At 52.0% G+C, this 26,908-nt stretch carries 21 protein-coding genes and 1 pseudogene; 13 read left to right on the forward strand and 9 right to left on the reverse strand.

The genetic code is table 11. From position 1 onward, the window contains the following. Nucleotides 1-182: 182 nt before the first annotated feature. Nucleotides 183-398 carry a hypothetical protein gene (locus tag DJ73_RS15825; protein ID WP_094558439.1) on the forward strand — a complete coding sequence of 72 codons (216 nt, stop codon included), beginning with the start codon at nucleotides 183-185 and terminating at the stop codon, nucleotides 396-398. A 22-nt stretch (nucleotides 399-420) separates the two neighbouring features. On the opposite strand, the gene DJ73_RS15830 is transcribed toward DJ73_RS15825, so the two are convergent. After that, the gene (locus DJ73_RS15830) at nucleotides 421-717 is read right to left on the reverse strand and encodes an AbrB/MazE/SpoVT family DNA-binding domain-containing protein (protein ID WP_094558440.1); all 297 of its coding nucleotides are present in this window, start codon (nucleotides 715-717) and stop codon (nucleotides 421-423) included. Nucleotides 718-760: 43 nt separating this feature from the next. Here DJ73_RS15830 and DJ73_RS15835 point away from each other — a divergent pair, with 43 nt between their 5' ends. Then, nucleotides 761-955 carry a hypothetical protein gene (locus tag DJ73_RS15835; protein WP_094558441.1) on the forward strand — a complete coding sequence of 65 codons (195 nt, stop codon included), beginning with the start codon at nucleotides 761-763 and terminating at the stop codon, nucleotides 953-955. An 81-nt stretch (nucleotides 956-1,036) separates the two neighbouring features. Here DJ73_RS15835 and DJ73_RS15840 read toward each other — a convergent pair. After that, nucleotides 1,037-1,270 (reverse strand): annotated as a pseudogene (locus tag DJ73_RS15840) (peptide methionine sulfoxide reductase); the annotation flags it as partial. A 130-nt stretch (nucleotides 1,271-1,400) separates the two neighbouring features. Between DJ73_RS15840 and DJ73_RS15845 the strand changes: the two are divergent. Further along, nucleotides 1,401-1,847, forward strand: a complete 447-nt coding sequence (locus DJ73_RS15845) for a hypothetical protein (protein ID WP_217900454.1) — start codon at nucleotides 1,401-1,403, stop codon at nucleotides 1,845-1,847. Between the two features lie 456 nt (nucleotides 1,848-2,303). After that, nucleotides 2,304-2,819, forward strand: a complete 516-nt coding sequence (locus tag DJ73_RS19900; protein ID WP_141212974.1) for a hypothetical protein — start codon at nucleotides 2,304-2,306, stop codon at nucleotides 2,817-2,819. A gap of 593 nt (nucleotides 2,820-3,412) precedes the next feature. On the opposite strand, the gene DJ73_RS15850 is transcribed toward DJ73_RS19900, so the two are convergent. The 6 genes from DJ73_RS15850 to DJ73_RS15875 form a co-directional block, all read right to left on the reverse strand. Then, on the reverse strand, nucleotides 3,413-4,567 hold the full coding sequence (locus DJ73_RS15850; RefSeq protein ID WP_254921687.1) for an HNH endonuclease: 1,155 nt from the start codon (nucleotides 4,565-4,567) through the stop codon (nucleotides 3,413-3,415). Between the two features lie 72 nt (nucleotides 4,568-4,639). Then, nucleotides 4,640-5,299: a hypothetical protein gene (locus tag DJ73_RS15855; RefSeq protein ID WP_094558444.1), complete on the reverse strand. Its 660-nt coding sequence runs from the start codon at nucleotides 5,297-5,299 to the stop codon at nucleotides 4,640-4,642. After that, complete coding sequence (locus tag DJ73_RS15860; protein ID WP_094558445.1) at nucleotides 5,299-6,243, reverse strand: hypothetical protein; 945 nt, start codon at nucleotides 6,241-6,243, stop codon at nucleotides 5,299-5,301. Before DJ73_RS15860 ends, DJ73_RS15855 begins: the two co-directional genes overlap by 1 nt. A gap of 397 nt (nucleotides 6,244-6,640) precedes the next feature. After that, nucleotides 6,641-7,468 (reverse strand): hypothetical protein, encoded by an 828-nt coding sequence (locus DJ73_RS15865; protein ID WP_094558446.1) that lies wholly within the window; start codon nucleotides 7,466-7,468, stop codon nucleotides 6,641-6,643. Then, complete coding sequence (locus DJ73_RS15870; RefSeq protein WP_094558447.1) at nucleotides 7,468-8,388, reverse strand: hypothetical protein; 921 nt, start codon at nucleotides 8,386-8,388, stop codon at nucleotides 7,468-7,470. The genes DJ73_RS15865 and DJ73_RS15870 overlap by 1 nt, the downstream gene beginning before the upstream one ends. After that, nucleotides 8,388-8,984: a hypothetical protein gene (locus DJ73_RS15875; RefSeq protein ID WP_094558448.1), complete on the reverse strand. Its 597-nt coding sequence runs from the start codon at nucleotides 8,982-8,984 to the stop codon at nucleotides 8,388-8,390. The genes DJ73_RS15870 and DJ73_RS15875 overlap by 1 nt, the downstream gene beginning before the upstream one ends. A gap of 194 nt (nucleotides 8,985-9,178) precedes the next feature. On the opposite strand from DJ73_RS15875, the gene DJ73_RS15880 reads away from it, so the two are divergent. The 7 genes from DJ73_RS15880 to DJ73_RS19920 all read left to right on the forward strand — a co-directional run bounded on the left by DJ73_RS15880 (nucleotide 9,179) and on the right by DJ73_RS19920 (nucleotide 22,758). After that, nucleotides 9,179-9,412 carry a helix-turn-helix domain-containing protein gene (locus DJ73_RS15880; protein ID WP_094558449.1) on the forward strand — a complete coding sequence of 78 codons (234 nt, stop codon included), beginning with the start codon at nucleotides 9,179-9,181 and terminating at the stop codon, nucleotides 9,410-9,412. Nucleotides 9,413-9,538: 126 nt separating this feature from the next. Continuing rightward, nucleotides 9,539-10,402 carry a hypothetical protein gene (locus DJ73_RS19905; RefSeq protein ID WP_141212975.1) on the forward strand — a complete coding sequence of 288 codons (864 nt, stop codon included), beginning with the start codon at nucleotides 9,539-9,541 and terminating at the stop codon, nucleotides 10,400-10,402. Nucleotides 10,403-10,665: 263 nt separating this feature from the next. Next, nucleotides 10,666-11,451 carry a hypothetical protein gene (locus DJ73_RS19910; protein WP_141212976.1) on the forward strand — a complete coding sequence of 262 codons (786 nt, stop codon included), beginning with the start codon at nucleotides 10,666-10,668 and terminating at the stop codon, nucleotides 11,449-11,451. Continuing rightward, the gene (locus DJ73_RS19915) at nucleotides 11,451-14,426 is read left to right on the forward strand and encodes a hypothetical protein (RefSeq protein WP_141212977.1); all 2,976 of its coding nucleotides are present in this window, start codon (nucleotides 11,451-11,453) and stop codon (nucleotides 14,424-14,426) included. The genes DJ73_RS19910 and DJ73_RS19915 overlap by 1 nt, the downstream gene beginning before the upstream one ends. After that, complete coding sequence (locus DJ73_RS15890) at nucleotides 14,426-15,211, forward strand: hypothetical protein (RefSeq protein WP_141212978.1); 786 nt, start codon at nucleotides 14,426-14,428, stop codon at nucleotides 15,209-15,211. The genes DJ73_RS19915 and DJ73_RS15890 overlap by 1 nt, the downstream gene beginning before the upstream one ends. After that, complete coding sequence (locus DJ73_RS15895; RefSeq protein ID WP_094558452.1) at nucleotides 15,208-20,778, forward strand: DEAD/DEAH box helicase; 5,571 nt, start codon at nucleotides 15,208-15,210, stop codon at nucleotides 20,776-20,778. The genes DJ73_RS15890 and DJ73_RS15895 overlap by 4 nt, the downstream gene beginning before the upstream one ends. An 18-nt stretch (nucleotides 20,779-20,796) precedes the next feature. Next, a complete protein-coding gene (locus DJ73_RS19920) occupies nucleotides 20,797-22,758 on the forward strand; it encodes a phospholipase D-like domain-containing protein (protein WP_141212979.1) in 1,962 nt (653 codons plus the stop codon). Between the two features lie 89 nt (nucleotides 22,759-22,847). On the opposite strand, the gene DJ73_RS15900 is transcribed toward DJ73_RS19920, so the two are convergent. Then, nucleotides 22,848-23,675 (reverse strand): IS5 family transposase, encoded by an 828-nt coding sequence (locus DJ73_RS15900; RefSeq protein WP_094558462.1) that lies wholly within the window; start codon nucleotides 23,673-23,675, stop codon nucleotides 22,848-22,850. 180 nt (nucleotides 23,676-23,855) lie between these two features. Between DJ73_RS15900 and DJ73_RS15905 the strand changes: the two genes are divergently transcribed. Together DJ73_RS15905 and DJ73_RS15910 are read left to right on the forward strand one after the other, a co-directional pair. Then, nucleotides 23,856-26,036, forward strand: a complete 2,181-nt coding sequence (locus DJ73_RS15905) for a queuine tRNA-ribosyltransferase tRNA-guanine transglycosylase (RefSeq protein WP_094558453.1) — start codon at nucleotides 23,856-23,858, stop codon at nucleotides 26,034-26,036. After that, entirely contained in the window at nucleotides 26,037-26,747 is a 711-nt protein-coding gene (locus DJ73_RS15910; RefSeq protein WP_094558454.1) for a DUF6884 domain-containing protein, read from the forward strand. It abuts the gene before it with no gap. The last annotated feature ends 161 nt before the right edge of the window (nucleotides 26,748-26,908 follow it).

Here is a 26,908-nt window from a genome sequence, read left to right on the forward strand (position 1 = left end):
AACGAAAAGTGTCGGGTGATGGGTACTGCTTCGGTTCTCTTCCTGTCTCGCAGTCGAAGGCTCTGGTAGACTCCGACTGCAGCAGTCCCATTTCGGCGTCTGCGATCGCGTCGCATAGCCTCCTCAACAGAAGCTAGAATCGGAATTCAAATAGCCGAATGGTTGTAACGAGAGATGTTCGAATGTCAGAAGAAAGCAGTTCTACCCACGTACCCAGCCAGCCCGTTGTTGTCCAAGAAGATACCCATCAGAACGAAATTCCGGAGAATATCGACTCAGAGCTGTATTCGGCAGATAGCCCCACTAACTCGTTCCATGAGTTCACAATCGAGCGTGGAGATGAGCTCGTTGAAGCACTCCGCAATAACGGCTACACAGTGGAGTTTAGGGACCAGTAACGCTCGACATCGAAGATGGCCGTCATCCATCTTGCTCTGACAGCCCATCCTCCTTATCGGTCTTCTGTTTGTCTCGATCTCGCTCGTCACGGAGTTCCATCGTGGCTGATCTCTCTTCTTTTTCGCCCTCAGACGCAAGTCCACCGCGAACATCGGACGGGCGCTTGACCGATTGAATCACAACCTCTCCCTCCTCAGTTTCAAGAAATCGGACTCGTCCCGGCGTGTCGATGTTGAGCTTCTCACGAAACTCTTGGCGGATCGTCATCTCCCCCTGGCTCGTGACAGTGACGACCGTTCTGTCGTGAGAATCGCTCATGAGTACTGAGATTGGTTTAGTGCTACTTTGATCTTTGGCCCTGTTGGAATTCTTGCTCGTCGTACAAGAGGAGTTGCCGGACGACGATTTCCAAGATTCCGCGAGCTATTATGGTATCGAGGACATCGTGACGGAACTCATAGAATTTCTTCGCTCAGAAGGAGAGATCACATCGGATAACACACCGCGGTGGGAAGGGTTCGAGACACTGGCTTCCGAGTACGAGGTAGCTCTCTGAGCCAGGTATCAACGTTCGCTCGTCCGCGCTCCGCCGGTAGTTCAGTGAACTTGCGGGTCTCATCGGGGACGACCTGACAGTCTAGGCTGTCCCGCGATCGGGTGTCGGAAGTTCCTCGTCAATGCCGACATCGTGTCCGGCGGCATACCCGTTCAGCTTGGCAGCGATCGGCGATTCCCGCAACTCGTCGTCACCGTATCCCGCCGCCTCAAACGCGTCCATGAGCGAGGAGACGGACCGGAGCTTGTACTTCTGGTGATAATCCTCGGCGGGGTAGAAGCGTGAGAGCTGCTCGATGCGTGTTCCGATCCCATCATTTGACCGCGAGATGGTGAACGCGTTGGAGCCTGGTGCTCCACCTCCACTCACCCGATGGCAGACACTCGATATGCTACAATTAGAGGGAGTCTCCGTATTCATATCTATGTCGCCAACGTACCCGACGATGGACGAACATGGCCTTCACCGGCTGCTCACGCGGGCGATAGCCCTACAACCGAGTGTCGTGTTCCACGAGCCAATCAATCCCCGTGGACAGAATTTCGAGATGATGGTACAGGCATTACAAGAAGCTGGCCTTTCTGGTGCTGCTAACGAATTCTATCGGTTACAAGATCCGGGTGAATGGGTAGAGTACGCGTTGAAGCACCTGAACTGGGTACAACAGAAATCAAAGGAAGTAGACGGACCACCAGTACATTCATGGCCCGACCGAGATCTGCTCAGTGCTACGAAAGGTGAATTGCGGGACCAATTAGCAGCAATGCGTCAAGCTCCTTCACCCGAGTCATTCTCCGAAGAGGCACCCCCAGAACACGCGGAAGCCCACTCGCCACTATTCGAATCTTATGAGGAAATCGAACATCTTGTTATCCCAGAAAATATTGAATGATCGGCTCTGTTGAAATGCTCTTCCTCAGATATATTATCGACTGAAACAGCCGGTCGATTAGAGCTGCGAACTCGTCAATAGAGTTCAAACTGGGACTCCGAACAGCAAATATGTATCACTGAGTGTTGATTAACATTCAATATAACTAGCTCTCGTTGGTCTTCTCGGCAGATGGGGCTCTTCGGGTTTGTTGTTGGAGTCTTAAGCTCGCTCTTCGTTCAAGAATTACTATTTGCCGGCCCAATTGAGATTCATCGCTCAATCGGAACGGGCATCGGATTAGGAATCGCGTTCTTCCTAATATTTCCCAGCACACGGTAACACCCGACAGAAATCGGCCGTCACAACTCCGGTATGTGGATCCCCTGTATTGACCACAACCGGAGCAACACGTAACCTATTGAGGATTTCAACAGAGTCATCAGTCTTATTGCGAAACCAGCGGTGGGCTTCGATATGAAGCACCCACAGCCGGCAGTCGATTTCCTCACTTCTACCGCTGATGCGTTAGGCGGAGAATCCCCGGAGGTCCCGTTCGGAGAGTGGTATCTAATCGATGGCATTGACGCGGAGCGAGGAGACGATATTCGTGACTACCCGGAAGTGTGGGATACGAGATTAGAACTCCCCGAAATCCTCTGTAGGCTTTCACCGAACGAACACGTAGCGGCCGTGATGCTAGAGGGAACGTACAATCTCAATGCTCTTGCAATCGGCCTCGGCTTGGACAGGGCCCAATACGAACCCAAGAAATTCTCTGGGCTTCTATATGAGTACGAAGATGGAGCAACAGTCGTCATCTACGGTTCAGGATTATGTATCGGTATTGGTGGCCCGGACAAAGGAGAAGGCGATGCGGTACGCGACTTTTACGAGAAGATCGAAATGTTAGGACTTCGTGATGAGGTCCAAGCCACATCAATGCTTCATTCAGGACCGGTAAGGGACCTCAAGGTTGATATCTCAGCATAGTCGCTAATTCACATCCGTGGCTCTGTTGAACTCCTATTCTTCAGACATATAGTGTGGTGAAACAGCCGATCGCTGAAGAATTCATCCTGAGTGATTACCACCGGGAGCGGATTACGTGAGATTCGACTTCTGACCTAGCCAGAATCCAAATACCATCACGAGGAGGAGAATCACTATCGGAACCCAGAATCCAAGGCTAGTGAACAGTTCGGCGGAGAGTATTTCGGGAGCAAATATAGCTAGACACAGCGGTATTCCAATCAGTAATCCCGTCGCAGCAGTGAGGATAAATTTAGGATATGAATCCACTTTCAATCACATTACCGTAGACTCTCATAACTGTTCTCTCGTATTGACCAGCCAGTGAGTGACCTATACTGAGCGATGTCTGCTTGGTCTGTACTGAGCGATCACTCTCTCCCATAGATTGCGCTCAGTTCGTACCACGTTCGCACCCTATATCTCGCACAGGTACCAGATCAGGTCGTTCATCAGTCAAATTTCGTAATCATCGGTCTCGTCACCCAAAACACACCACACAAGATCCCCCGCGTCACCACGACTACACCACAAAAAATCCGCCTGAAAGCGGGCTACTCCTCGATGTCGTCGTTGTCCCGCAGTGCGTCAAGCGCCTCCTCTAACAGCATTTGAACGCTATCCGCAGCAGCCCCTCCACCTATCTCTTCCTGACCCCCCTCACCCACTGACTCACTCGCATCCGACACGATCTCGGCGGCAGACTCGTCATCCTCATCGGCAGACACCTCGCTCGCCCGGGCAGCCGCATTCTGTATCGCCTCTGCTTCGTCCGGTCCTCTCGCCGCCGTCGACGAGTCCCCCTCATCTGACGCTTCCTTCGAAACCCGCGGCCGCCCGCCCCTGCTGAACGCGTCGAGCGGGAAGTCGTACATCTTCGAGCGCGTCTCCTTGTAGAATGTGCCGCGCCGCGAGATGTCGAACACCTCCATCACCGTCTGGCGGTCACAGCCGCGATCGAGCGCTCGTCGCATGAGCTCGTCTTCTGTTCGTTGGACGAGCAATTTCGGGTCATCAGGGATGTGGCCACGGGCGCTCGTCACGATATCATCGAGGAGTCCCCACTCTTGGGTAGCGATATCTTTCGTCACGAGCGGCTCTGCCCGCTCAGCCACTTCATTATCGAGCCCGCCCAAATGCCACAACCGCTCTCGAACAGCCGTGCGGGTCATCTCAACTGTTAATTCCTCCGCAATCTCCTTTGTGCGGAGTGGGCCGTTGTCATAGAGGATCCGCAAAATCTCGTACTCGTGGGACTTCAATTCCTTGTCATCGGCTTCCGTCAGCCGGATGGGTATATCGCTGGGCGTCGATCTCATGTGATGCCACGAGTGGCAACTCCGGCACACCGTGAGGAGATTCGCTGGGTCGTGTTCGCCGACACCATCCGGATCCCGATCTGCGTGGTGGACCTCGAGATCTGCCAGGCCGCCAGCGGCCGGCGCTTTCACATTACACATCCGGCAGCGATACCGGTCGCGTTCTAACACCTTCTTCTGCGTCGCCTGATCAACCGTCTCGTTCCGCTCCGCGTCCGAGTTCATCGACGCCGTCTCTAACTGGTCCGATGGCGTCTCGGCATCGGCCGGCTCCTCGTCCGCTGTTGGTTCGTTGTCTGTTCCGTCAGCCGTCGCATCGTCTGCTTCGTCTGTCATATATATCGTTCCGTAGTCGATTTCGACCGCACTGTGACCGCCAGCATCGCTCATTCCCGTGGTGTATCGCTTCAATCAGCAGCCCCGCTGCTGGGGAACGCGCCGCAACCGCTCACCGAGCCAGACTCACGCGTCTCGTGTCGGTGAGAGCGATTTCACGTTGAACTCCGCCTTCCCGCAGTACCGCTCAGCAACCCGGCCGAGCGCCTGTGTCCGCAGGATATCCGCCAGGTTATGGCAGACGAGTTCGTCGAATCGCCCCTCCTCGAAGGCGGTCACCGCCGCCGCACTGTCGTCAAACGGATCGATTCCGCTGTAGGTCCCGTCGCCGAGCAGCTCGTACACAGCCGCCAACCCGCGCTGTTCCTCGCCGTCAACCGTCGTGTTGAACCGATCCGAAATGACCGGCAACACGTCCGCGTACGCCACATCGAACGGCCACGCCATCCCGTGCGCCGCGTACCGACTCCGCAGGAACGGCAGATCGAAGCCACCGCTCCACACCTCGCCGTTGAACGCGATGAGGAGTGTCTCCGCGTCCTGTATCCGCTCGCCAACAAACGCCGCCACAGCCGCCAGCAGCGCGGCCTCATCGAGGTGTGTCGAGACGTTCACGAGTGTCTCCGACAGCCGCGCTTTCACGTTGGCCTCGACGTCGCCGGCTGCCCGTCCGTCCGTTTGGACGAACACCCGAACCCCCATCGGCATCGCAAACCCGACGACGGTTACCTCATCGTCGACGTCGAAGCCGGTCGTCTCGATATCAAAGGCCACCTGGTCGAGCATTACGCCACCTCACCTCGCTCTGGCACACGATCGTGGCTGGCTGGCCGTACTCGTAGTTCACCGAATCCGAATCGTGCATGTGTTCCAAGGCGGAGTACGCCATTCTTCGCCGTCTGTACCGGGTCGTCTCCGGCGTAGCCGACGAGTTGGCCGTGATCGACCGTCGCCAGTTCATACGCGGTCTCCCCAACGAGCCGCTCTTCGCGGCGTCGTAACCGCCGGTCTCGCGCCGGCGCATCGCTTCCCATGCCCGTAACCGACGTATCCCACCACCAGGGCATCGACTGGCTGTCTGCGCCCGGTTTCTCACTCTGTAAGACGTATGGTGTCACCAGCTCGATGGTGTACGCGTCGTGGCCCCGCAACCCGTCGAACGACAGTGCGTCGAGATCGACGACTTGTGAGTCCGCAAGCGACACTTCCCCGAGCCCGTAGTTCCGAGCACCGCCCAGCTGAATCCTATTGAGCACGCTCTCATCAAGCGGGAGCACGCCCTCGCGCTCGCTGTGGAGATACGCGTGGACGTACCATTCCACTCGGCGTTTCGAATTCCGCTGGTGTTCGGGGACGCCGAAGAACGATTCCGGTGCGACTGTGAGCCGCCCGCCGTGGGATTGGCGATCCATCGTATTCTGCGCATCGCGCGGCCGAGAGGGCAGCAGCCATCGCTGGGCCGCATCACGAAACAGGAACAGGTCCTCGTACGACTCGACCGGGGGGAGCGACCCGCCGAGTTTGCCAGCATACCCGTCTTGTGAGTGTTCGCTCGGGTAGGAGCCGTACTCTGACGGCGCGAACATCGCATGGCTCACCTGTAGTTCGCGTCGCGTCCGGTCGTCGACGTCCGCCGCGATCGCCTGAAACAGCGCGTTGCCCGACACGTGGTACGGCCGCCCCGCATACGGGGTCGTCAGCTCGAACACCAGCTGTTGGATCGTCGTCACGCCACACCCCCGTCGCTTCGAGTAGAGATTGTGCCATGTTCACGTCCCACACGATCGGTAGCTGCGGTGGATCGACCCGCCCGCCATCGGCACGCACGCACCGGTCCGGCACGCTGGCTCGCAGCCCGTCCCGCGGATTCACGGCCCGACCATTCCGCTGGGACGCTGGGCCGCAGGTTCGCTTGGATTTGCTCGAGAGTGGGGTGGTGTGCGCCCCCAGCTGTCGGCGACGTTCGTCGAGCCGGCAGTGTCGCGTGCGCTCCTGGGCGGGCCAGCAGACGTCGACGCCCACCCACTAGCGACGCCGGCGGACAGTCAGTCCGCCCCACGGGCTCACTGCCCGACCATATCGCATGGGTGGGGTCAGCGGTTCGCCAGTCACGATCGTGTCGGCGGGTCACTCGCTCACCCCCGTCGTCCCGCGCGAATCCTCCGCGACAGCGTCTTCGATGTACTCTAGCGCTGTCGACCACGACCGGATGCGACGAAGTTGTGCGTCGACGTGTCGCCACCACTGTGCCTCCCGTCCAAAGGGCGACCCTGACACCCGACTCCATGTATCAGCAAACGATTCAGCCGGTTCTGGGCCAAGCCACGCTGCGGGTCCGTCTGGTGACGCCGTCAGCCGCATCGTCACTACCTCTGTCCACAGTACCGTTTGGTGTGGGATTACGCAGTCTGCGTCGAGTGCTGCTTCTCGTCTCGTTACTCGCTCCGCATTTCGTGGGGGCGCGTCCGGCCCTGGCTCAGCAACCAGATACAGGTCGTCAAATGCGTGGCCCGCCCGATATGCGTCGAGCATCGCCGCCACCAGCAACACGTGGTACTTGAGCGACGAGTACGGGAGATACACCGACTCGTTCACCAGTGCCGCAGTCTCGCTCGTCAGCCACGCTGCGTGGAGCTCGTCTGGGGAGCCATCGATCAACGGCTCAATCGCGGTCTCTTGTACGGGAACCGCCCCCGTTTCGAGTACTGAGCCCGTGAGCAGCGACAGCCGCGCCGGCGACGCGTGATTCGCAACCGTCTGTTCGGGTTCCCCCTCAGGCCGGCTCAGCAGCGCCGCATCTCGATCCGCCTGCATCGGGACTGAGTCGTTCACCGGCACGTCGAACAGTTCGTCACGACCTGACCCGTGCTGGCGACCGCGCAATTTGTGGACATCGTGGCGGTACGCGATCGCCATGTCTACGTTCGCGGCCTCATCCGTTGCCGCCGGAGGCATTATGTCGCCCCCGCATCGCCGTTAACCCGCTCTTGCAGCGGCTTCACGAACTGCTGGCGCACCCACTCTCGCCACAGGTCATCCTTCCACGCCATTCCCGAGGTGGCGTCCTGGGCGCGATTGTACACTCGCTTGATCTCGGCATCCGTGTACAGCGGGTTGATGACGCGCGCCTCGGCCATGCCCGCCCCGAAGTTCCGCGCGCCGCCAAGTTGGAGTTCGAACTCGTCGCTATGTGCATCGAGGTAATCGACCGCCTCGACGAGCAGCCCAACGTACTCCGGCTTCAGCTCTCGCAGCGAGAGTTTCCACGTCCCAACGAGATTTCCGACGACGTCTCGGGACGCCATCCGCAGCGGTTGCCCGTCGTCCTCGGCGTTCCGTGAGCGCACCTGGGTGTTCAGTTGCCGGTAGTGTGCTTCCGCTTCGCCTTGGAGGACGTCGACTTGCCGGCGAATCGGCGAGAACCGGAGGGGTCGGCGGACGAGTCGCCCCGCCCGGTCGTTGAACCCACCGAACAAGTCGTAGAGGACGCAGCCGGCGTCGGCGTCGACGCACGACCCCTTCTCGTGATAGCCCGCGTCGAGGTCGCGCTCGTACACGTCCTCGAGCATGTAGTCCGCGTTCGCTTCGCCCGGATGGCACGCCGTGCCGCCCGCCACCTGTATCACGCGTTCACAGCCGTGGCGGAGCCAGCCCGATAATGGGAACGGTGACACCATCCCGCCAATTTGGTTCTGCGGGTCGTCCGCTTCGTACCGGTCCGCCGAGGCGTGGTGTCGATCCGTCACGATCCCATCGCCCGGCGCGAGTAGCGGGATTTCGAGTCCCACGTACAGATCCGGGAGTGTGAGGTTCTCGATGTCGTCCGGGAGCGACATCTCGTGATCGAGGTGTTCGGTGTCGAATGCCGGGGGCATTACTCGGCCCCTCTCTGGTTGGTCGCCTGTTGGTGGTTCCGCTCGTTGTGTTCGGCTTGGTGTGTTCCGTCTCTCTGGGAGTAATCAGCCGTGTGCTCGGTGGCCCCTTCGAGTTGTGTGGACCCGCGCGCGTGGATGCCTCCGAACGGTGATGTCGGATCCGCCTCGGTGGCCTGGTGTGTGTGGAGCGGGTCAGTCTCGCGTGTCGTCTCTTCACCGATCGCGTGGGCGTCGCTCGATGTGGGTCGGCTCGCCACGATCGGTTCTGGGGCGATGAGTACGAGCCACGATGACTGGGTCGCCACATCGGAACACAGGCCGATGCGGCCTGTTACGACGAGTTCGTGGACGCCGCGCATGAACTCTGTCGGGTGCACGTGCTCGTCGTCCCCGCACATCACGTATCCGATTTCAAAAATGGGGTTGCCAGCCGCCCGGAAGGCATAGGCCGTTAGGTCGTCGCCTTCCCGGAGGTTCCGATCGCATATCTGACATTCTGCCGGCCCTTCCCCGAGCGCAATTTTTTGTAGTTTGTTTATAGATTCAATTAACTGTTCACCGATAACCTCTTTATACCTCAGATTTGATTGTACCATGGGATTCTCACGTCCGTGGGAAACCCAGCCCGGGTGTCACTACCACCCAGGCATTCGTTTGATCGTCACGCCCCGTCGGGGCTGGGCTCCACATCCATTATGAGAACTCATAGTGGTAAATACCTTTCGGAGTTCTCATAATGGTGGTGAAAATACCGTCAGGACTAATCAGAAGCGAATAGAATCGTCAAGTAATGCCCGGCCGTGATGAAGATACTGGTCAATATACTGGCCAATACCCTACGCAGGATTTCCTTGATGCTATTAATGAACAAGAGGGGATGGCCGGAACGGGAGAAATTGCTGATCGGGTGGGTTGTGCGCATGATACTGCATATAAACGCCTCCAAGTAATGGAAGAGAAAGGTTTGGTTACATCTCAAAAGGTAGGAAACGCTCTCCTCTGGGTTAATAGCCAGGATAAGTAGATATCGCCAATCAGCATTCTAAGCGGCATATTGCAGAATTGTATTGTTGAAGCCTCTCACAATAATTACACATCTGACAACTAATTAGGGAAACGTGTAAATTATAACGCCGAAATTGTGTGTATAATGGAGGCCGACACAATCGCAGGAATCAGTACTGATTCGATTATTGTTATGACTGATTCCGCAACCGGTGGAAGTGATCGGGGAAACATGGGTTGGCTTCGAAGCCTTCCACTTCTATCGAAGTGGGGAGTCACAGACTATACTTTTCCAAATTCTTGGCTCGGATATGGATCGTCGGTTACCTTTGACGAAGTTCTAAATGGTGAAGATAACTGTTTTGAGTACTCTATAACTCCCGGACTTGAATTCACCTACCACCTCTACGGTTCGGATAGCACTTGGTCGGAGATTTCTGAGCAACACCTTTGTCAGTACACCAATCAAGAGGTTGAAAACAAAGGAAAATCAAGCACAACCCAGAAACTCATTCGCGCGTATAATGAGGACCAGTTAGACAAGTTGTTTCTCGTAGTGGATCGGTCCGATTTTCGACTTGACGATGCTGATCGAAAAAAGCCGTTAACCGAAACAATCGAAAACGTCGCAGAATTCGGATATGAGGGAGCAGCAATCTACTACATTCAGCACGAACTACCCACTCATTACCTCTCCCTTGATGAAACTCTGAACATCTGGATTCATGAAGCAGCAGTTGAATACGCCACTAGTATGGATCGAGAGCCAACACGAATCGCAGACCTGTTCGAGTTTTCCGAAGTGCATCCTAGTGTTCGAACCTGGGATTTCTTTGAATTTCTCGCGTCACAAGTTACTCGAGACGACATGGAACATATTCAGGCAACAATTCGGCCTTGGGTCGAAGCAGACATTTCCGTAATCCGTGACCACATTCTGAATGAACTCCAAAAGTTCGATTTCGAAGCAGAACAGGTAAGGGATTACCGTCAAGCAAATACTGAATGACACCATTAAAAAGAGCTAATTTCTGGGATAGAACCTCATAAGCTAACTAATCCGACACATATCTCCAAAATCCCACGCTAATATGGCCATAAATACAATATTTGCGGCGATTTTGAAAAATTATCAAGAGCCAATTAATGGTATCGCTGTGTCTAGGAGCGTATTTATTTCGCATTCCTTCAACTTAACGAACAAGTTTATTAAATAGGCCCTGATTCTTTGAGAGGAAGTAGCAACCCGATATAGTCGGGCAAATTTCACAGATGTCACTACTAGGACGTAACGTAACCGGCGACGACACCTTGGCCCTATGGAAGCACATTGCTCGATGTGGGCCCATCGAGAGATCAGTACTTCTCCAACGCTATTACCCGGGAGATGCTAATGACCCTAACCAGAGTGATTCTCGGAAACCGCTAGAAGATGCGATCGACTTCCTCGAGGAGTCAAACCAGCTTGTACAGAAACAAGATGGGTATATTATTAAAGACAAACACTTGGAAGCTGTTTCTCCCCGAGTAGCACTTTTAAAAGGCCTACGTGCGAAAACCGGAGAAGACGCCGTATATCTCGGTGTCCTTGATACCCTCACTGAAGAAGATGAACGATACTTCGATACTAAAAATCAGTTAGAGGACCTACTGAGCACAAAATGGAGTTCGATCAGCTGGAACAAGAACAAGATCAATTACTGGGCACGAACTATGTCCATGTTGGGAGTAGTTTCACCCGTCAATAGTGATTCTGACGAGAATTACACCCACCTACTGTCGATTTCCCAGTCGTTGCTTTTGAATCTGCTAAAAGATAGCTTCCCTCCAAACACGCCAATCAAGATAGAGTCAATGATGAAGGAAATCGATGAGACGTATCTACCGGTATATTCCACAACGAACAGAAATACAATGGCCCAATACTTCGAACAGGCTCTGAAACAGGCAGAGTTGAACAATTCTATTGAACTCGATCAGGCAAGTGACTTTGGAGGAGTTGTCGAAATTAACGGGCAGAAATATAATGAGCTGACACTCCGAGTGAGTGATAATTGATGAGTACTATATATCCGAAAAACTGGGATGCAGAGGTTGTTGACAAATATATCACACAGGAGGCTCAACAAAAGAATCGAGACGAGTTTGAAAAAACTCACGTCCCGATCAATCGAATCCGAGTTGAGGAGAACAAGGCCTTCGATACTTGGTCTAATGAAGGCGAGAGTCTCGTATCAGAAGATATTGTTCTAGAGACAGTCACAAAGTCAACAAAAAAGGACACAAACAGACTATTCTTTGTCGTCGGAGAAAGCGGGAGCGGAAAATCCGAACTCTGCCAGTGGCTAGATTATCAGATACAAGATGAAACTGCGACAGCCGATGATGATGAGTTCGCGCACAAACCGATACTCATTCCACGACACATCCGTGAACCACGGGAGGTCGTCGAACTTCTCACCGAAGATCTTGAGGGATGGGACTTCGAGGACGCAAAATATTTACGAGATCTCCCGATGGAGGGTATTTATCGAGAGGTAACAGGAAAGATTATTAATCGGTTCAAAGGAAGTCAGGAAGCGACCGTTAATTTCCTGAAGGACGACGCGTTTGAGTCGAAAGTTCGATCCAACTTAGAGACATATGTCGATGCGTTCGACGATCCTGACGCAAGTGTTAGTTTCGAACCGATTGAGCAGGATGAACTCGGTTCCCTGCTAGAAAAATTCCCAGATGTAACAAGAGAACATGAACATCATCAGGTTGAACCATCAGAGTATCTCTACCGCGAAATCAAGACGGGGGCTACTGAAGCTGTTTCAGACATGCTCTCCGCAGGTGACATCCGAGATATCCTTAGGGATATCGACGAGGCTTTTAAATCTCAAAATCGCCGACCGGTACTGATCATTGAGGACCTAACTGGTTTCACAGTTTACGACCATCAAGTGCTATCATTCTTTTCTGATCTAGGAACTGCCCATTTTGATGTGGTCATTGGAGTAACCACTGGCGTCCATCAAAACGTGATTGACCAGCGTCGAGCGGATGTCGCCTCGCAGGATACGATCGATGACCGAATACAGGCCCGGTTGGAACTTACTGAGGACGCTGAAGACGGTTCTGGCTCTCGGACACTCTTTTTACAACAGGAGAACGTCCATATCGATCTCGCAAGAAATTATCTCAAAGCAATTAAGGAGGATTCAGATATTGAATATCAGCCGTCTCTACCGCGAGGACAATCTGAAGACGACATTGAAAAAGCATTCGGCAACTGGCTGTATCCGTTTAACCGGGAATTCCTTGACCGGATCTATCACAATCTACAATCGAAGAACGTCACCAAGCAGACACCAAGGATATATCTCAATTTCGTAATTAGCGAGTTGCTAGACAATCAAAACCCACCATTTGAACATGCTGAGAAACTCAAACAGCGACTCGGAAACATCGACAATAGGCTAGATCCTAATTATGACGGCCCAGACGAACAGGTTTTGAAATGGTACGGAACCGACGAGGGTGAACAGTACACAGTTAACGCAGAAATACCCCATTCGTTCGATATTGATAGTGATGGTCGGGCACCCACTATTGGTGGATTTGAGGAAATCTGTCCCGAGTGTAGCGCTGGGATCAACGTAACCGGAGAGAAGTGGACCTGCCCAGAATGCGGGTATGAACATGAAGATGGGCCTTCGTTGAGCGGTACCTTCACCGAGCAACGAAACGAGTTATTAGCATGGGTTCGAGGTGAGTCAGATTTCAATCAGACATCAAATATTGAAGATGGAGCTCAACGGATTATTACTTACTTCTTTGATAAGCCCAATAGCCTACGCATTCCTGGATGCCGTTCGAGCGACGCGGCATATCTCCGTTGGACAAAAGGATCTGATCGGGTTCCGATACACGTTCGTAATGCGGATCAGCCCAGTTACACCCAGATCGAACTCACGAGAGATATGAACCAGTCCATTCTCTTAGATCTGCTTCGTATCGGAGTTTGGGAGGGGACCGACCTCAGAAGCCTCGAACGCGAAGACAACATCAACCTCGAACAGTTGCGAGAATGGGCCGATAATGCCGTCACTGACCTACGAAAAGATCTTGAAATGGACATCAAAGAGACATATGGTGCGACATTAGACGAAGTCGCTCTCTTTGGGAAATACCTCCTCAACGTCTTCTCGGGGAACGGAACCGAATTTAACGCAGAAACGCTCGCAAAGCCCGTATCAGAGGAGGCTATCTCACAAGTATACACACTAACAGACTTCGGTGGGAACGTCAAATCACTCAAAGATAATCTAGAATTATATAATGGTCTGTTCCATGCACGGTTCCACCTTCGCCGAAACATGGTGGAACACGATCGTCTTGAAGATGCGATAGCCTCAGTTGATCTGGAACAGCTGATGGTTAAAATCAGGAATATAGAAGGAAAAATCACTGGGTTCAAAATCGGTGAAACGCGGAAGGAAAGCACAGACTTTGATGCTTTCTTAAAATCGAATTCTTATAATATTCGAGGCCTGGCACGAGATATCAATGAGTACGATGAAGTATATTCCGATGACCTCTTTGCTGCGAGATCCGACCTTACGAAACTTCATGACTCCCTACAGGGTATGAATAGTTCTCTCGATTTATCTGGGCTCGAAGACGCGTATAAGCCCCTTGGGAGGACAAAACCAGACCTGTTAGATGAGATTGCCGCGTTGGACGACGAAAAGTTAGATGCCTATCTTGAAGATCTCTCTTCCGTGGTCAATCGTGCCAGAGACTGTGAAAGTGTCTGGGACTTTCTAGAGATCCAACGGGATGTTGGGAGAATGAAATACAGCCAGTGGTCAGAGATCCACTCAAGACTGAGTGACTTCGTTGAGGAGTTAGACACAGTCGAACAGGATCTGCAGAATACGATTAAAGAATTAGAAGAGGAGACCTTTGACCCGGACGAGACGCCGTATGAGGGTGTACGGACGGAAAGTCAGAAACTAGCAAGCGAACTTGGTGGGGATCTCTAATGGGGCAGAAGCACGTCAAAGATCCCGAGCCAGTCCAAAGTCGGATAGAGACGCTGGTTGGTAAAAGTAAACGAGCGAAAGACCTGAACAAAGAGCTAAAGAATATTGAGAAGAAACGCGAGCGCGCATCAAATAAAAACGATGCATTTCGTGATCTTAAAAACAAAATTTTGGAGACACGCGAACAGCACCAAAAACTCGACATTTGGTCAGAGTATGCAAGCAAGATGGGACTTAAGATCCCGGAAGACAATATCCTGAACTTGGAATCTGATGTCGAACGTGAGTTACAGTCACTAACAAGCAAGGAGTGGGATAGTTTCGACGATGCTACTGCCGTTCGAGACGTTATCACGAAGTTCGAGAACTACCGTGAGAGATTTCGTGAATTTACCACCACGGTTCGAGAAACTGTTCAGGACGATGTTGACGAAGAGTTAGATTCGGTTGATCGAACTTTGACGCTCCTTCAGATACCGGATATCGGGGATAACGAAGCCTACGAAACGTGCCGAAATTACCAGTATTTTCTGAACAAACTAGCTGACGGCAAACCACGAGATGATATTACACCTGAGAAGTGGGAGTCGAATCATGACAAGTTTCATAAGCTGAGTATTGATCTTGGCGATGACCTGACCGATGACGCAAAGGATGTCATCTGGTCACTATTGGAAGATGAGACGGTGACCCTCGCAGAAATAGACGAAGCTGTGTTGGACGATCTTAAGACATTCAAAGAATTCAGCAGACGGCTTTCGATCCAATTCACAACCAACCCATGAGTACTTTCGACCCAATCAAACTCGGTGAGCATGCGCAGGATAGCTACGCAAAATACCTCATTGGGGGGAATCAGCGGGGCTATCAGGGGCTCCTTGATCAGTTCGTGGCCGATGAGGAGCGATCGAAAGAACAACAGCTCATCCGATCGAAGGGCCCGTATTTAGAGGGAGTACCAGCCGCTGCTTGGAGTGATACCCCGTGGACGGAGTTCGCTCGCAATGTAAGAGGCGCATTTGCACCCAACGGGCTAGATAAGCCGATTATCGACGCGTTCACGGAAGAGAACTTCAAATATCTACAGCGTCATCAAGAAGAGGCTATCGAGTGGCTTTCCGACGATAAGCACGCCCTCATCGCAGCTGGGACAGGCCGAGGAAAAACTGAGTCTTGGTTCATTCCGATTCTACAGTACGCACTACGGGCCAAACGAAACAAGCTAGATGGCGTCCCAGCCAACGGAATCAAGGCTGTCCTAACCTACCCAACGAAGGCGCTGGCACAGGACCAACTCAAGCGCTTCATCGAGTATCTCTGGCTAGTCAACGAGAAAGCCGATTTGCCTGCAGACCAAGAAATTACTATAGGAGTCTATGATGGTGATACTCCTTACAGTAATTATGTACCAGGAAGCAATAAGGACACTTTCACGTACCTTATCGACGCCTTCGAACACTTCGAACTTCCGAGTACAATAGCTGAAAAAACGGCCCTCGATAAGGAAACACTCGAAGAAGTCCCACCGAACGTCTACGTTGAGAGCGAGAAAAACGAGTATCGGCTCAAACTTATCGAAGAGTATGGCGGGCACACCCTAGACTTTGTACACCTGACTAGGGACAAGATGCATAAATCTCCGCCGGACATCATTTTGACAAACCCAGATACGATTAATTATCGGCTTTTCAATGTCAATGACGAGCAGGCCCATCGAATGTTTGTGGACCAGCCGAAGTTCTTAGTCTTCGACGAGGTCCATACGTACGAGGGGTTGTTCGGCGCTCACGTGTCGATGCTCGTCAAACGTCTCCGTCGACTCCGTGAGGAGCGAGGTATCGACGATCCGTTGCGGATGGTCGCGTCTAGTGCGACGATCGACGAGAGAGAGGAACTCTTCCAACGTCTACTCTCGATTCCAACTAACGAACGTGATAAGTCATACACACTCATTGAGGAGGTCACACCAGACGAAGTCCTCACGGATCCGGGTCGATTACCCGAACCGCTGACGAAACAGCCCTACACCGCTGCGGAATTTGCGGGAAATGCCACACATGACCGTAGTGGGGAAACCAACCAGATTCGATCCCGACTCGGATTGGACTCTGATACGGACATTGAGACGGCTCTCGAAGCAGAAATTACAGAAGGATCGTTGTATTGCCTAGGGCATCTGCATCGTGTGCTTCAAGATTCAGACAATGAAGCGTACGATATCCCTGCCGCTCCTACTCCTGAAGACTTTACGGAGTATATTGAGAGAACCTATGATATCTCTTCAGACGCAGCAGAAGTGGCTGCCAGCAATGTCCTGACATTATTCGAACTTGCGGATTATGAAGTCCGGATTCATCTGTTCAACTGGCCTGTCGACGGCTACTACAAGTGTATTCACTGCCACCGAATCTACTCGAAGCCGCAAGCATGTGACTGTCAGGGGCATGAGAAACAGACGTCTTTCGTCACAAAAATACGACTCTGTCAGAACTGCGGCGAGCAGGTCTATGAGGCGTGGTACTGCCCAGACTGCGCCACAGTACGGCCAGTAACTCAAGAGACAGAGGGTGAGTATCTCTACGCATCAAAACCGGAGTGTAACCACCCCAATCACGGAGATCTCACTCGAATCTATTGGACTCCGGAGTACACTTGTGAAGATTGTGGGCAGACAGAACACCCGACAGAGGGCCTGAATAATTGTAAGTGTGGTGGCGTACTGACCCGAACATCAGAGGGTACCGTATGTAAGAACCCGACATGTGATATTCAACTACCAAAGGCCGATAGCGGTTGCTCACATTGCGGTGGCTCTCTAACTTTGGGCGACGACCTCGCTCGAGAGTGTAGTGACCCAAAATGTGACCATCACAACGAGAATCAGGATGGCCTCAACTGTAGTGGCTGTGACGCTCCCCTGATCCCCAAATATTCGCTATCCTGGGTTTGTACGAACGAGAACCACGCAAAGCGCCTCAGACCTCGTGATCTACAAGACGGCTGTGAATGCGGACGCAACACCTTCGTACTCCCTGCCTATATTGATACTCAAGAGGCAGATTTCTGTGAGGCTTGTAACGAGGATCGCTCGACAGATCTCTATTATCTAGCAGGAACCGGGTGTAATATCGAAGAGCACTCTGATTCAGATGTCGTTCGGATAAACAAATCCTTCGGGCTCAAGTCTGCCTACCGCGATTCGAACGGGAATGTTCGGCTTAATTCAACGGGGAAGGCCTCACACGCACTACCCTGCTATCACGGCCGGAGCCGAAATTATGACTCACTCATGCGGTCTCCCAACAACGCAGGGGTAACCATGAGTCAGTTCATGCTCCGAGAACTGGCTGATACGAACGACTCTCAGTACCAGTCAAAGATGATGTCGTTTGCAGATTCTTACCGCGATATGGAGCGGATGGCTAACGACTTCGAAGAACCGGAGCGGGAACTCTTCATTCAGCAGCAAATCCTTGGTCATGTAGAAGACCATGGAACAGTCTCGCTAGAGGAACTCCTTGAAGGGACGATAGATGAAGCCCGAAGCTATTGGGATGAGATGGACGCCAGCGACGATATCATCAATGACGTAATCGGCTACGGGAGATGGAGAGGATCGCTACTCGGTGAACTCATCCCCGGAAACTACTTGCTTGTAAACGGGAATATCGGGCGGAAGTATGGTCGCCTAGTGAACGAGGGTATGATTGATATCTCGTTCAACATAGTTCCCGAAACACCAGCACAGCGAGCCCTTTGTCGCCATCTTTTAGAAGACAATCGCCAGCCGCGACAGAACCTGCTGAAAGCACTCCGCAAAGATGAGACGATCGAAAATCCGGTCGGTGTACTCAACCGACTGAAAGAACGCGGAGTAGTTACCGAGGATAGCCAATTTGATCGAGTCGAACTTTCTCTCGATGAGGTGAATGTGCACTTTGTTGGGTCTGACCATAGTATCCACTATGATTACCATAGAGACTCGTTTGTGAGCACTGCTGAGATACAGGTCAGGAATAACTCCGAGAGTGGGCTCGTCGACTACCATTCGAGCTATCACGATCGAGCAACTATGGAGTCGCCGTTTTTTAATCGGACCGCATACCGGGCTTCGACAACGAACCCACGACTACTCACCAGCCAGGTCTACAAAGGTGATGTCCCAGCTGACGAACGACGTCGGATCGAACACGAGTTCAAACATGATTCAGTTCCGAACTTCCTCTCTACGGGACCGGCGATGGAGATCGGGATTGATATTGGTGACCTAAACACGTTGTTGCTTGTTGGGACGCCACCAAACACTAACGCATATCTTCAGCGGATCGGACGTGCAGGGCGTGATGCTGGCAAATCACTGGTCACAACAGTTAGCAAGCGGAATCCAATTGACTTCTACTACCATAAGAAACCAAGCCAGCTCATTAGTTCAGGAGAAAAGCCCATTCCACTTGACCAGCATAACGAGTACGTTCTGAGTGTCTCACTAACTTGGGCAATCATGGACTATATCGCTGCCCGGTACCACATACCGTGGCAACAGGTAGACAAAGTGGAGGGAAAAGAGTTCACGAAACCAGACCCTGATGAGTGGAATCGTTACCGAAAGGATGAGCCACGAACAGCGCCCCCGACGGATTACAAGACGTTTACGTATTTGTATAATCGGCCTATCGATCAGATCGATCACGGGCGGATATTCACCATACTAAAGCGTATCGTTGAAGCTGACGAAGCTATACGGCCGTGGCTCACGTCATTACTTGATTACAACTACTGTCGGAACTGTAATCACATCTTTTCGGTAGGTGTGACGGGTAAATGTACCGAGTGTGGAGAAGTGGATGTCACACACGCGGCGACAGAATACAAGGAGCTCATTAACGAAACACTCGAGAAGTTTAGCGAACGGTTGGTCTTGGCTGCATTCAACTACCGACAGCGACTTGAGTCAGAACTCAACGAATTTAAAGAAGAAATTCGTCAGAAGGAAGACGCGTCAAGTGGGCTCGGAGGGTTCTCGAGTGGATTTGATGAAGATGACCAATCCGATGAGTCGGACGAGGAACTGCAAGCAGATATCGATCGGCTCAAAATTCAACGTGATACCGTCCGAGAGCTCATCAATGAGTATGAAGGCTCGAAATTCTCTGACATCCACAAGCGCTCGGGTGTAGCTGCGTATGTCCCGAATATTCGGTCGTTCAGTCAAAGCGTGAACGTCAAACGGCGGTCCTTAAGCGAACACGGACAGTTGACAATGGACTCAAAAGATGCTTGGAACCGGGACTCCGCAATGGCGTTGCGTGAACTACACCCATACGCATACGTTCTCCGGAACAAACAGGGCTACGTTGTCACACGAATCGTAAAAGACACTGAAGGGACTCGTGAGCTAAAAGAGGAAGTTGGCGCTGAACAGCTACGATGTGATCGATGTAACTTCATCACTAGTTGGAGTGGGCAACAGGCCTGTCCTGACTGCGGGGCAGGCCCTGCAGACCTCTCGAAAGTTGAACCACTAACAATAAATGAGGTCGAAATTACTCAGGACAGCGTTACAGAGAACGACATGGACATCACGGACGTGTATTCCCTCTCGGACTACAGTACCAACCCCCGAAGCACGTTTGCCCAGATGTCTGCTGAGATATCAAAATTTGATACGCAGCGATCGCTACAGATTACGACCGCTGACGGCGATTCCCTCTTTACAGTAGATTACGGTGAGATCGGAATCATAGAGACGGTTGACAGTTACACAGCTAGCTACGATAGCGGGGAACAGGACCCGACACCACAACGGCTAAATCTGTGTATGGAGCAGGATTGTGGCAGTATCGTCGTACCGCGTGAGGACGGAAGCCGCCGGTGTCTCAGTAATCCTAACCACGACCCGGCTAAGCAGACAGAGGTTGCTGTCGGCAGAAAGTTTGAAACTATGGGTATTCGCATACGGAGTGGCTCCTACAATGATACGATGTTACATACATTAGCCCACGGATTGCGCCTTGCTCTCCAACGAACGGGTGGGGTCGATATCCGGAGTCTTCAGGAATCGTTCGAAGAGGGTGACGAGAAAGCATTCGTCTTCGAAAGCACTGTCGGCGGTAACGGCGTAACGGACTTGCTGTTTGGTACCGATGATGGAGTCTATACAGAACTTGTCGAGGCCCTAGAGGTCATGTACACAAACATCGATGGTTGTGATTGCGGTAGTGGTTGTCCTGAGTGCCTCTATCAGTACGGCTGTAGTGAGAACAACAAGGATCGTACGTTCTCGAAAGAGGGGTTCCGTGATCTGCTCGCTGAAGTGCTGACTCAGGATCCTGGTAAAATCGTCTTAGATTAAGTATTTCGCAAAAATATTATGGAATATTCATTCTTGAAACCGCTAATCAAATCATCTGAAAGCGGGGTTTGGGGTGTCTCCCCAGAATCACTAATATTAGGAAGTATTTCTCACCAAAGAACTGGGGCCGTAGAAAGCCAAGCACTCCGACGATACTACGATCTAGAGGTGCTCCGGACGAACTATGAGCCAGGATGGAATTCATTCCAACAAGGTATCGAACAGTTGTGTGCCGCGTGGTTTCCACCGGCAGTAGCTCACGCAGCAAGTACTGTTCCTCCGGATTCTGTACCCGCTTTCGTCGCCGGCGCAGCCTACTTCGACACTCCAAGTGGCATCACCAATCTGCTCGTTCAAGGGCAGGAGGCTATAGAGACGACAGATGCTGAGGATGTTGTGACAATGTCAAGACGCGATGTTCACGGCTATATTGACTCCGCTACGGAACGAGAACTTGCTCAATCCCTGCGAATCATTAGACCGGTTAAAGATGGCTATCGATTGAATCGTGAAGTTTTCGCACCAATTGCAGAAGGGTTCTCTAAATCTCGGTCGGAGGCAGCATATGCAACCCTCGATCGATTACTGTCTCATCTTGAAATAGAACAGCACAATTCGATTGTACCTTCTATTCTCGAAACGTTTGATATTCAGCCGCCAACCCCACGGCCGACCGGGATGAATGGCGCACTATCGGTGTACGTTCGGAATAATGCATTAGAGGACTTAGTCGAGGCCCTATTTGGAACAGAGTTGGAAACGGTGGTAGATGATTTGATCTCTCAAACCGAGCGAAAGCAAGCGCAACTACAAAAAACACTTGCCCTGAAAAGATCATCTGAAACCACTACAGATTCCATAACCTGGCCATTTCCACCGTCTATCGCCGGGGTTTGTGCACTTGCTAGTCAGCGGGATGTTCCACTCGCAGCCGGATGGGTGGCAGAACAGACTGACCAGCACGAATTAGGCGTGTATACTGATCTACAGGACGCAGGTATCGAGACGACCTATGATGATGGTGTCTTGTTTTTCGAGAAGGTATATCCTGTTCCGGTGGACGAACCACCTTCCGTCGACGAGTATACTAATTGGGTTCAGACCCGACTGGGGGATCTTCAAGACCGCCTGGTATCACTCCACATTCTGCAGTCAGGTGTGTCAGGGATTCAAAAACAGCAAGAGAATCGTATCCTCACGACTGCGATGTCGTTCATGCAGTCGTTCACTATCAGCCCAACTCGGTTCATCTACACAATTTTCGATCCGGAGTTTCACGCGGATGCCTACAGTATCGAAAACTATGTCGGCGACAGCAGAGAACTTGAACAGGAAATAAAAACGATTCGGCGGTGGCGTCAAGAACGCCCTCACGATTCAGAATCGTTCGCGGAGATGATTCCGGAAGTTATCAACCACCCGCTAGAGGCTGATGGTGATGTCAAACCCGTAGTTCGGATTATGTGTCCGTGGACAAACTTTGCGATTCAGGACTATGTCTCACAACTATCGCGGTTATTCGATAATGATATTGAGGTCAGACTGTTGTTCCGGTTACCCGAAGGACATGAGTGGTCTCAACTGAAACGGAACCTCTTGTCCCGGCTCGGTGATACCGAGGGTAATCTTGAACTCCGGAGCTACACGCGTTATAAAGAATATCACGACCACACAGAATTGCGTGAGTTGCAAAAAAATAACCAATCACATTTGAAGAAAACCGGTGTTCACGCCAAGTTGTTCATCGCAGGATCTCCACAGAACGGGAATTTGCTTGTTGGGAGTGCAAATCTAATGGAAAACAGTCTTTACTATAATCCGGAGGCCGGATTACAAACACGAAATCCCAACGTTTTGGAGACTAGTATAAGTTACTTTGACATGATTTGGAAGATAGCAGCACCGGACCGAATCCCCGAGGAAGCTTACACCGGAGAGACACAGTATTCGTTTTTTCCAAATGTCTATCGACCGTGGTAGTCTAGATCAATTTAGAAATATGTGTCTCAGATATTTCGATATCCAATATAAATATTCGGCTTTGGTGAATCGCCAGAAGGCGTTTGATTTCACTGGTTCTCGGCTCGCTTGATGTTGTAAACCGCACACATCAGAACGATCTCACGAAATTCGCGGTACCACGCTCGGGCACGCACCGCGTGGCCGAGCGTGCGCTTGATCGTCGAGAAGACGGTCTCAGACAGTGCTCTTTGGCCGTATAGAGACCCATCGATGCGCGCGTTATGCGCGCAATCGATGGGTCGGAACTCACGGTGCTTGATCAGCGGTCTCACGTCTTCTTCGCGCAATTTCTCGCGTAATTGCTGCCAATCGTAGCCTTTGTCGGCGGCGAGGCTGGCAATCTCGCCCGCGTTGCGGAGGGCGAGTTGCCAGCCGATCTGCGTGTCGTGACGTTTCTCGGTCGTACAGTGAACGTCGAGCACAGCTTGCGTTTTTGTATCGACGAGCGCGGTCGTTTTCAGCGTTTGAACGCGATAGTTCGTCCGACGGCAGTAGTGCTTGCTGGCGGTTTCACGGTCGAAAAACGTCGCGTCCATCGCGGCGTGATCGGCGGTGTCGTGCAGCTGCGCCGAGAGGCGCAGAAGCACTCGCCAGACTTCCATCTCGAACCTATCAAACGCCTTTACCAACGTCGAGTGATCAGGAAGATCGCCCTCTTCGAGGCCGATCTCGGCCAATATTTGTGGCATCTCGCTCAGGATATCAAGTGCCTCGCGGTAGGATTTCTCTAGGTAAATCCGGAGACAGTGGAGCGAAACAACGGCGTAGTCGGCGAAGCCCCCACCCCCTTCGGGGGCGGCGGCTTCGCCTCGGCCACCAACAGCATTTTTAGCTAACGTGACCGCCTTGCTCGTGAAGCGGGAGATCTTCGACATAGGCATCGCCGATTTCCCGCTTCACTTCTTTTGATTTGACGGCCTATCCCGTCGTCTTACAGCGATTCACCAGAGCCAAATATTCCAAGCCCTATTTTTGAGCGGACTCACAAGCAGACCGTATCAATTGGATGCTTCTAAATACATTAAGAAGCAATCCTATCCTGGTGAACTAACTCTGTGAAGTTCTATGTCCCCGAATGGGAGGACGCAGTCGACGCCCGCTACGACTTCGTCCACGACGAACTCTCTAATCTAAACAAGCAGGAGCGGGAGCGTCACTTCATCTGGGATATTTTTGACTATGAGACAACACCAATTGACGGTGTGCTAATTTCCCGTGAGCAGGTAGAAGACAGTCGGCGGAAGTATGACCGGGTCACTGAGCATGGTGTCTACGATGACCCACAACTAAATATTCCGGACTGGCTTCCAACCATCAGTGACTGTGGTGCATGGGGTTACAAATCGCTCCCATTCCCCCGGTACGGGAACGAGGGAATGCTACAGTTCTATGAGAGCCTTGACGTGACTGTCGGAGTCACTATTGACCACCTCGTGTTGGGTTCGGGTAAAGAGAAAGGCCGTCTCTATCTCGACGAACGAGCACTACATCCTGATTTTACCGAGAGCGATCTGCCCAACGAACTCACTGAGCAAGTGGACGTCATGGTTGAGGAGTGGCCCGTGGAGTGGCCCGACCTTGTCAAACGATACGAGGAATCGGTCTACGATGTGTCCACTGTCGAACCGTTTACTCACGATGATTTTGAGGGTACGGTACACGATATCCTTGGTCGCATGGATGAAGATCCACGTGCGGTCTACCGTGAAGATGACAAGCAGATTCGCTACGAAATTACTCTTGAGAACGCAGTAGAGATACGCGAACTATACGACGAGGGAGATTGGTCGTTCCGTCTTATGGCTGCGTTTCAGGGCTGGGATCCGACCACCTACGGAGAGGCACTCGACGATGTCTTGCAGATGGGGTACCAGTACGTCGGGGTCGGTGGCGTTGCTGGGAGTCAACTCGAGCAGGTCGAGAAGATCGTCACAGACGTAGGACATCGAATAGCGCAGTTTGAGTCAGAACACGAGACGAGAATCGATACACACGTATTTGGGTTCGCAAAGACGGATGGCTTTGAGACGATCGGTCGAGCACAGATGTCCTCGATAGACAGCGCGAGCATGCTCCGGGCGGCGTGGACAGGTGGAAACAACTATCACTTGAATTCTGACGAGCGGTTCGATGCCATCCGTGTTCGGTACGCAGCGCCCGGTGATGACCTCGAGATTGCCGTCAAAAAATCGATGCTGGGTCAAGAGGTGCTACATGCGTTACGAGCTTTCGACGACGAAGCCTCCATTTCGAGCCACATCCGTAGTTGGTACACGGAAGCGAACCTCGTACTTGATGCCCTTGTTGACTACCTAGAGGTACACCGACACGATGAGAGATATGATGCGAGACTCCTCCGAGAGATTACTACTGAGTTCCGTGACGACTTCGAACACGGATACGAACTACAGGCGAGTTTTGGTGATGATGTTCGGAAGAAACTCGTGAAACTACTACGTGCGGATGATGCTGACGACCCCACTGATTTTGATGACTATCTTAGGATCATCGACACCGCTCGTGAGGTCGCTGAGGGGTTCCCACGGACTGTAGATCGTGTTGAAGCACTCGAAGAGAGTTCCGGCGAAGTTGCGACGTTCAAACAGATTTGGACAGTGTTAGAGAATTACGCTTCATCAGAACTGATCGAGGACGAGGATCTTCTTGAGGGATACCGGAAGACGCTTCGTTCCCGTCCATGGGACCGATGTGATTGTCCGATCTGCGAGAATTTGGGTATTGAAGTTGCGATATTCCGGGGGAACAACCGAAATCGCCGCCGTGGGTTCCATAACACGTACCGGTTCTATCAGCAGTTCAAACACGATTTGCCGAAGATGCTGGTTGTCGTGCCTGCCGATAGCTCTCTATTTGGTCGAAATACTGTAGAAGAATATCTCTCAGATATGTATGAAGATCTTTGGGAGGTAATCCATGATGTCCCAGTCGCGGAAATTGGTGTTCTTGACGCAAATGGTGTTCATGAGTGGTGGGAACCTGGCCCCACAAGCATCTCTCTCGATCCTATCGGAATCTCGGAAGAACTTGAACGAAAGTCCGGTCGTTATGACACAGTCCTTTATTACGACCCCGAAGGGGAGACACGGTTTGATATTGATTCTGTCGAGTTTGTGGACAAGCCGCAAGGGATTTGGGACCAGATCCTGAAGAGGTTGGGATACGAATCCGACTTTACCCCGAACAGAGACGTACAGATCCAATTGGAGGAGTTCTGAATGCGGATCCTGATTATCGATCAGTGCTCTGGGACGAAATCTCACCCAGCAGATTATCCTGTCGTAGATCAGGAAGGAACAAAGAACGAGGATATAGAGACCCTCCTACAGAGTTTAGGCATCGAAGGGATTCGAGCGAAGGACCTGTACGACGGAAAGCAGCAACGTCGAATCACGGAGGCAGTCCACGCGCTCACGACGAAAGGTCACAACGTGGAGCGGTTCTTCGTCAGCGCGGGCTTCGGACTCGTCAATGAAGACCAGCGTCTGCCTCCGTACGAAGCTACGTTTAATTCGATGTCCCAAGCGGAGATTGCTGAACGGGAGGAACGATTTCAGCTTACTCAGCGGTTGAGAGAACTGATCGACACCGGAGACTTTGATATCGTCTTCCTCGCTCTCGGAGCGAAGTATTACGACACGATCGATCTTAACGGGCTTCTCAGTTCTACGCCGGTAGAAACAGCTGTCGTCCTGTTTAACCAGGAAGAAATGGAAGAGAAATACGAACAGGCTATTTCTGTACCTGCGCGGACCGAGGAAGGCAAAGAGTTTGGCTCAACAGTAGTAGGTCTGAAAGGGACTTACCTCAAGAATTTTTCAGCAGCTCTCTGTGGATCAAAAGACGCGGTCACCCCTGAAGAAGCGGCTGAGTACTGTCAAACTGACCATTCAGCGGGTTCTCAATCTGGGATAGGCAGCTACTTTTGATCGGCTTTAAATTTTTGTTGGAGTTATTAACATATAGAATTCAATTTCATACCTGAGTGTATTTATTTGATTCTGTTGAAATACTATTCTTCAGATGATTTCTTGCTTGAAAACCTAACCGATGAGAGCAGGGGATTGACCGATTCAAGAACTCCACTTCG

The sequence above is a fragment of the Halorubrum sp. Ea1 genome, from assembly GCF_002252965.1.
Taxonomy (GTDB): Archaea; Halobacteriota; Halobacteria; order Halobacteriales; family Haloferacaceae; genus Halorubrum.

Bases quoted from the DNA above. Each gene is read 5' to 3' on its own strand.
- DJ73_RS15895 (WP_094558452.1), top strand. From the start codon at position 15,208: ATGAGTACTTTCGACCCAATCAAACTCGGTGAGCATGCGCAGGATAGC.
- DJ73_RS15845 (WP_217900454.1), top strand. From the start codon at position 1,401: ATGGACGAACATGGCCTTCACCGGCTGCTCACGCGGGCGATAGCCCTA.
- DJ73_RS15865 (WP_094558446.1), bottom strand. From the start codon at position 7,468: ATGCCTCCGGCGGCAACGGATGAGGCCGCGAACGTAGACATGGCGATC.
- DJ73_RS15875 (WP_094558448.1), bottom strand. From the start codon at position 8,984: ATGGTACAATCAAATCTGAGGTATAAAGAGGTTATCGGTGAACAGTTA.
- DJ73_RS19905 (WP_141212975.1), top strand. From the start codon at position 9,539: ATGGAGGCCGACACAATCGCAGGAATCAGTACTGATTCGATTATTGTT.
- DJ73_RS15850 (WP_254921687.1), bottom strand. From the start codon at position 4,567: ATGAGCGATGCTGGCGGTCACAGTGCGGTCGAAATCGACTACGGAACG.
- DJ73_RS15830 (WP_094558440.1), bottom strand. From the start codon at position 717: ATGAGCGATTCTCACGACAGAACGGTCGTCACTGTCACGAGCCAGGGG.
- DJ73_RS19900 (WP_141212974.1), top strand. From the start codon at position 2,304: ATGAAGCACCCACAGCCGGCAGTCGATTTCCTCACTTCTACCGCTGAT.
- DJ73_RS15880 (WP_094558449.1), top strand. From the start codon at position 9,179: ATGCCCGGCCGTGATGAAGATACTGGTCAATATACTGGCCAATACCCT.
- DJ73_RS19910 (WP_141212976.1), top strand. From the start codon at position 10,666: ATGTCACTACTAGGACGTAACGTAACCGGCGACGACACCTTGGCCCTA.
- DJ73_RS15855 (WP_094558444.1), bottom strand. From the start codon at position 5,299: ATGCTCGACCAGGTGGCCTTTGATATCGAGACGACCGGCTTCGACGTC.
- DJ73_RS15900 (WP_094558462.1), bottom strand. From the start codon at position 23,675: ATGTCGAAGATCTCCCGCTTCACGAGCAAGGCGGTCACGTTAGCTAAA.
- DJ73_RS15910 (WP_094558454.1), top strand. From the start codon at position 26,037: ATGCGGATCCTGATTATCGATCAGTGCTCTGGGACGAAATCTCACCCA.
- DJ73_RS15890 (WP_141212978.1), top strand. From the start codon at position 14,426: ATGGGGCAGAAGCACGTCAAAGATCCCGAGCCAGTCCAAAGTCGGATA.
- DJ73_RS15870 (WP_094558447.1), bottom strand. From the start codon at position 8,388: ATGCCCCCGGCATTCGACACCGAACACCTCGATCACGAGATGTCGCTC.
- DJ73_RS19920 (WP_141212979.1), top strand. From the start codon at position 20,797: ATGGAATATTCATTCTTGAAACCGCTAATCAAATCATCTGAAAGCGGG.
- DJ73_RS19915 (WP_141212977.1), top strand. From the start codon at position 11,451: ATGAGTACTATATATCCGAAAAACTGGGATGCAGAGGTTGTTGACAAA.
- DJ73_RS15825 (WP_094558439.1), top strand. From the start codon at position 183: ATGTCAGAAGAAAGCAGTTCTACCCACGTACCCAGCCAGCCCGTTGTT.